The organism is Bradyrhizobium sp. INPA03-11B (assembly GCF_040446015.1).
GTDB lineage: Bacteria > Pseudomonadota > Alphaproteobacteria > Rhizobiales > Xanthobacteraceae > Bradyrhizobium > Bradyrhizobium macuxiense_A.
On sequence record NZ_JASGSR010000037.1, the window covers coordinates 61,831 to 67,830 of the forward strand.

The following is a 6,000-nucleotide window of genomic DNA, read 5'->3' on the forward strand; positions in this document are numbered from 1 at the left end:
AAAGTGCTGGCATTTCAACCATGGCAATGACCGCCTCATCCGGCTTGGCGCAGGGCGCCGGCGATGTCGCATCCGCCGGCCAGGCCGAGCGTTCCCCATTCGTGCGTACCACCGAGCTTCTGGCGCCGTACCAACCGGCTAAACCATTGATTACGCTGTCGGTCGGCGAGCCGCAGCACCCCGTGCCTGACTTCGTCGGGCCGGTGCTGTCGAAGCACACCGCCGAGTTCGGCCGCTACCCGATGGCCAAGGGCATCGAGCCGTTCCGCCGCGCGGCCGCGGCCTGGCTGTCGAGCCGGTTCCAATTGCCGCGCCCAGTCGATCCGGAGAGCGAGGTGACGGTGCTGAACGGCAGCCGCGAGGGGCTGTTCTTCGCCGCGATCACGGCGGCGCGCTACGTCTCGCCGCGCAAGGGCCGGCCGGCGATCCTGATGCCGAATCCGTTCTATCCGGCCTATGGCGCCGGCGCGCGCGCCGCCGGCTGCGAGCAGATCTATCTGCCGACCACGCTCGCCAACGGCTTCCTGCCCGACCTTGATTCGATCGACGAGGCGACGCTGGCGCGTACCGTGGCGTTCTTCCTTGCCTCGCCCGCCAATCCGCAAGGCTCGGTCGCCTCGCGCACCTATTTCACGCGGCTGAAGCAGCTCGCCGACCGCCATGGCTTCATGATCCTGAGCGACGAGTGCTACTCGGAGATCTACACCCGCGAAGCACCGGGCAGCATGCTGGAATGCGCCGGACCCGACTTCACCAATGTGGTCGCGTTCCAATCGCTGTCGAAGCGCTCGAATCTTCCGGGCATGCGGGTCGGCTTCGCCGCCGGCGATCGAAAGTTCATGGCTGCATTCCTCGAGCTGCGCAATGTCGCAGCACCTCAGGTGCCGGTGCCGCTGCAGCATGTCGCGGTCGCCGCCTACAGCGACGAGGCGCATGTCGAGGAGAACCGCAGGCTCTATCGCATCAAGTTCGATCTCGCCGACCAGATCCTCGGCAGCCGCTACGGCTACAAGCGGCCCGCGGGCGGCTTCTGCGTCTGGCTCGACGTCTCCGATCGCGGCGGCGACGAGGCGACGACCGTCAGGCTCTATCGCGACGCCGGCGTTCGCGTGATTCCCGGCAGCTATCTGGCGCGCGAGCAGAACGACGGTTCCAATCCGGGCGCGGGCTATATCCGCCTCGCGCTGGTCTCCGACAGTGAATCGACGGCCGAGGCGATGCATCGCCTGGTCGAAACCCTGGGTTAATCGCGAAGCGCGAAGATTGAGTATGCCAGCGATCGAACGTGTCATCCCCCTGGTCGGCCATCTGCCGCTCTCGCTGCGCGAGGCGCTGGCGCGGCGGCTGCGCGAACTGACCGGGCTCGGCCTGATCGCGCTGTCAGGCGGCATCACTGCTGCGCTGATGACCTGGTCGGTGCAGGACCCGTCGCTGAGCCATGCCACCTCGCGTGCGATCCGCAACGTGCTCGGCTATCCCGGCGCGATCGGTGCCGACCTCCTGATGCAGATCCTCGGCCTCGGCGCGATCATGCTGCTGCTGCCGGTCGCGGTGTGGGGCTGGCGGATGCTGACGCACCGTCCGTTCGACCGCGAGGCGCTGCGGCTCGGCTGCTGGATCCTGTGCACGGTGATCGCGGCGGGCTTTGCCAGCTGCTGGCCGCACAACACCGCCTGGCCGCTGCCGACCGGGCTCGGCGGCGTAGTCGGCGATGCGCTGCTGCGCGCGCCGGCCGTCGTGTTCGGGCCGCCCGGCTTCATCTACCGCGTCGTGCTCGGGCTGATCCTGTTTGTCGCGATGGCCGCGTGCTTCCTGTTCGCCTGCGGTTGGGGCGCCAAGGAGCAGGACGACGAGCTGACGCCGATCTCTGACGATGACGAGCCGTTCGTCGAGGACGACGAGGACCGCAGCTCGGTCTCGCTGGGCTGGCTGTTCCACGCGCTGATGAGCGCAAAAGCCCGGCTCGGCTGGCTGTTCACCACAGCCTATAAATCGCTGGTGTCGAGCGGAGCGCAGGGCCGCAGCGCCGCGTTCGAGCGCCGGGAGCCCAATATCGGCGGCGGCCGCGCGGCGCCCTCGATCGCGCCCGCGCATGACGATCACGACGAGGACGAAGACGAGGCCGAGGCTTTCGACGACGAGGAAGAAGAGGACGAGGAGGAGGAGGAAGCTCCCGCCGCCCGCGCCCCGCGCAAGAAGGCCGAGCCGAAGCCGAAGAAGAAGAACTCCGACAAGTTCGAACTGCCGTCGGTCTCCGTGCTCAGCGCTCCGAAGGCGAGCGATCGCCAGCCGCTGAGCAAGGCCGAGCTGGAAAACAATTCGCGCGCGCTGGAAGGCGTGCTGCAGGACTTCGGCGTGCGCGGCGAGATCGTCAAGGCCAATCCAGGCCCGGTCGTCACGCTGTACGAACTCGAGCCCGCGCCCGGTATCAAGTCATCGCGCGTGATCGGACTGTCCGACGACATCGCGCGCTCGATGAGCGCGCTGTCGGCCCGCGTCGCCGTGGTCGCCGGCCGCAACGCGATCGGCATCGAGCTACCGAACGCGCATCGCGAGAAGGTTTACCTGCGCGAGCTCTTGGTCGCCAAGGAGAGCACCGAGTCGGTTGCGAAGCTGCCGCTGTGCCTCGGCAAGACCATCGGCGGCGATCCCGTCATCATCGATCTGGCGCGCACGCCGCATATGCTGATCGCCGGCACCACCGGCTCCGGCAAATCGGTCGCGATCAACACCATGATCCTGAGCCTGGTCTATCGGCTGCGCCCGGATCAGTGCCGCCTGATCATGGTCGACCCGAAGATGCTCGAACTCTCCGTCTATGACGGCATCCCGCATCTGCTGACGCCGGTCGTCACCGATCCGAAGAAGGCGGTGGTCGCGCTGAAATGGGCCGTGCGCGAGATGGAAGAGCGCTACAAGCGGATGGCCAAGCTCGGCGTCCGCAATATCGACGGCTACAATGCGCGCCTCGTCGAGGCCAAGGGCAAGGGCGAAGAGCTGACGCGCACCGTGCACACCGGCTTCGACAAGGAGACCGGCAAGGCGATCTACGAGGAAGAGAAGCTCGACCTCGAGCCGCTGCCCTACATCGTCATCATCGTCGACGAGATGGCCGACCTGATGATGGTCGCCGGCAAGGACATCGAAGGCGCGGTGCAGCGCCTCGCGCAGATGGCGCGCGCCGCCGGCCTGCATGTGATCCTCGCCACACAGCGTCCGTCGGTCGACGTCATCACCGGCACGATCAAGGCGAACTTCCCGACCCGCATCGCCTTCCAGGTGACGTCGAAGATCGACAGCCGCACCATCCTCGGCGAAATGGGCGCCGAGCAGCTGCTCGGCCAGGGCGACATGCTCTACATGGCGGGCGGCGGCCGCATCAGCCGCGTGCACGGCCCGTTCGCCTCCGACGAGGAAGTCGAGAAGGTGGTGCGTCACCTGAAGACGCAAGGCCAGCCGGAATATCTCGAAGCGGTCACCGCGGAAGAGCCGACCGACGAGGACGGCGCCGTGTTCGATGCCACCGGCATGGGCGGCGACGGCGGCGGCGACCTGTTCACGCAGGCGGTTGCGATCGTCAAGCGCGACCGCAAGGCGTCGACCTCCTACATCCAGCGCCGGCTGCAGATCGGCTACAACCGCGCCGCCTCGCTGATGGAGCGGATGGAACTTGAGGGCATCGTGGGACCGGCGAATCACGCCGGAAAGCGCGAAATCCTGGTCGGGGAGGAAGAAGGCCAGTTCTGACCGGGGGCGATCATCACGGAAAAACCATATCTCCCTCGGAAGAGGCGGGATAAAATCCGGCGAAGCGGGACGAGCGTCGAACAGAGACCTGACATATCTGATGGCAAAACATCTCATTGACCGCGGCGCGCGCACTGCGCTGGCTCTTCTCGTCACCGCCGCGATCGCAGGCGGCGCGACTGCGCAAAATGCGCCGTCGCCGAAACCCGCCGCACCCAAGGCAGCACCGAAGGCCAAGGACGCCGGCGCACAGAGCAATGCCGACAAGGGCCCGACCACCACAGGCGCCACCCAGACACCGCCGGACCCGGTGATTCCCGATCCGCGCCGCAACGTTCCCGCCAGCATCTTCCAGACCTTCGACGCCAATCAGAAGGCGCAGGCCGCCAAGGTCTCGGCCTATCTATCGTCGCTGCAGACCCTGGTCGGGAATTTCGTCCAGGTCGGCCCCGACGGCACCAAGACCAAGGGCGATTTCTACATTCAGAAGCCCGGCAAGCTGCGTTTCGAATATGACAATCCGAGCACGATCGAGGTGATCGCCGACGGCTCCTCGGTCGCAGTGCGCGACCGCAGGCTCGCCACCCAGGACATCTATCCGCTGTCGCAGACCCCGCTGCGCTATCTGTTGTCGGACCGCATCGATCTGATGAAGGACACCAACGTCGTCAGCGTCACCGCCGACGACGTGTTCGTCAGCATCACGATCGAGGAGAAGCAGGCGCTGGTCGGCACCAGCCGCTTCCTTTTGATGATCGGCGCCAAGGACGGCAAGCTCAAGCAGTGGACCGTCACCGACCCGCAGGGCTACGACACCACGGTTGCGGTCTACAATCTCGACGCCACGCAGAAGCCCGATCCCGGGCTGTTCAAGATCGACTTCACGACGTATCCGGGATCCTCGCCGGGGTAGGCGGCGCTCTTCTCCCTCGCCCCGCTCTCTTGTCCGCCGAAGCCCGCCTTCGGGCGAAGGCGGATGCGGGGAGAGGGTTGGGGTGAGGGGCTGTCTCCGCATATTCGAAAGACGTGAGCATGTGGTGAGTCCCCCTCACCCGGATCGCATTGGCTTGCGACATAGCCGAAGCTTGCTTCGGCGTCCTTCGTCACGGCCGCCGGAGGCGGCCTATGCCTCTCCCCGCAAGCGGGGCGAGGTAAGAGCAGCCCTGTGGACAGCAGCCCTGTGGACAATTGAATCCCGCACTGAGAACCATGCTAAGACGCAGCTCTCATGCGGTTCTCCGTCACCACCTGGAACATCAATTCGGTGCGTCTGCGCATCGATATCGTCGCCAAATTCCTGAAGAGCGCGCGGCCGGATGTGCTGTGCCTGCAGGAAACCAAATGCATCGACGATGCGTTTCCGTTGAAGCGCTTCAAGCGGCTCGGCTATGAGCATGTCGCGCTGAACGGGCAGAAGGGCTATCACGGCGTCGCCATCGTCTCACGGCTGCCGTTCGAGACGACCGACATCCGGACATTCTGCGACAAGATCGACTCGCGGCACATCTCGGTTTCGTTCGGCGAGAAGGCGCAGATTTCAAAGCCGCTGGTGCTGCATAATTTCTACGTGCCGGCCGGCGGCGACATTCCCGATCCCGCGCTCAACCCGAAGTTCGAGCACAAGCTGCAATTCCTCGACGAGATGAAGAGCTGCGAGCCGCTGCATCCGCGCGGCGACGATCGTCACATCCTGGTCGGCGACCTCAACGTCGCACCGCACGAGAACGACGTGTGGTCGCACAAGCAGCTGCTGAAGGTGGTCTCGCACACGCCGGTCGAGACCGAGAAGCTGCTCGCAGCGCAGGCGCATGGCGAATGGTTCGACATCGCGCGCGAGCGGATCCCGATGTCGGAAAAGGTCTACACCTGGTGGAGCTATCGCGCCGCGGACTGGACCGTCGGCGACCGCGGCCGCAGGCTCGATCACATCTGGGTCTCGCGCGCGCTGAAGGATCACGTCAGCGATTTCAAGATCACCCGCGACGCCCGCAGCTGGGAGCGGCCGTCGGATCACGTGCCGGTGACCGCGGTGATGGAGGTTTAGTTCTCCGACCTATCAGCTTGCATGGTCTGCCTCTCCCCTTGTGGGAGAGGCCGGATCGCATGAAGCGAAGCGGAATGTGATCCGGGTGAGGGGTCGCGGTCCCTCGAGGGACTGCACTGGCGGACAGACCTCACCCCTTGTATCTGCACGAGCATGATTTGTGCGATGGAAGCGACTTAGCGCCTTGGCCGGTGGCTGCCGGCCAAGGC

General features: G+C 65.7%; 4 protein-coding genes. All 4 read left to right on the forward strand.

Annotated features, from left to right (window positions below; all coding sequences use genetic code 11):
- Nucleotides 1–20 precede the first annotated feature (20 nt).
- The 4 genes from QMZ05_RS17875 to QMZ05_RS17890 all read left to right on the forward strand — a co-directional run bounded on the left by QMZ05_RS17875 (nt 21) and on the right by QMZ05_RS17890 (nt 5,791).
- Nucleotides 21–1,247 carry an aminotransferase class I/II-fold pyridoxal phosphate-dependent enzyme gene (locus tag QMZ05_RS17875; protein ID WP_353701942.1) on the forward strand — a complete coding sequence of 409 codons (1,227 nt, stop codon included), beginning with the start codon at nt 21–23 and terminating at the stop codon, nt 1,245–1,247.
- Nucleotides 1,248–1,263: 16 nt separating this feature from the next.
- Nucleotides 1,264–3,747 carry a DNA translocase FtsK gene (locus QMZ05_RS17880; RefSeq protein WP_353701943.1) on the forward strand — a complete coding sequence of 828 codons (2,484 nt, stop codon included), beginning with the start codon at nt 1,264–1,266 and terminating at the stop codon, nt 3,745–3,747.
- A gap of 100 nt (nt 3,748–3,847) precedes the next feature.
- Entirely contained in the window at nt 3,848–4,660 is an 813-nt protein-coding gene (locus QMZ05_RS17885) for an outer membrane lipoprotein carrier protein LolA (protein WP_353701944.1), read from the forward strand.
- Nucleotides 4,661–4,975: 315 nt separating this feature from the next.
- Complete coding sequence (locus tag QMZ05_RS17890; protein WP_353701945.1) at nt 4,976–5,791, forward strand: exodeoxyribonuclease III; 816 nt, start codon at nt 4,976–4,978, stop codon at nt 5,789–5,791.
- Nucleotides 5,792–6,000: the final 209 nt, after the last annotated feature.

Excerpts from the sequence above, each read along its gene's own strand:
- QMZ05_RS17875 (WP_353701942.1), top strand. The coding sequence starts at position 21 with ATGGCAATGACCGCCTCATCCGGCTTGGCGCAGGGCGCCGGCGATGTC.
- QMZ05_RS17885 (WP_353701944.1), top strand. The coding sequence starts at position 3,848 with ATGGCAAAACATCTCATTGACCGCGGCGCGCGCACTGCGCTGGCTCTT.
- QMZ05_RS17890 (WP_353701945.1), top strand. The coding sequence starts at position 4,976 with ATGCGGTTCTCCGTCACCACCTGGAACATCAATTCGGTGCGTCTGCGC.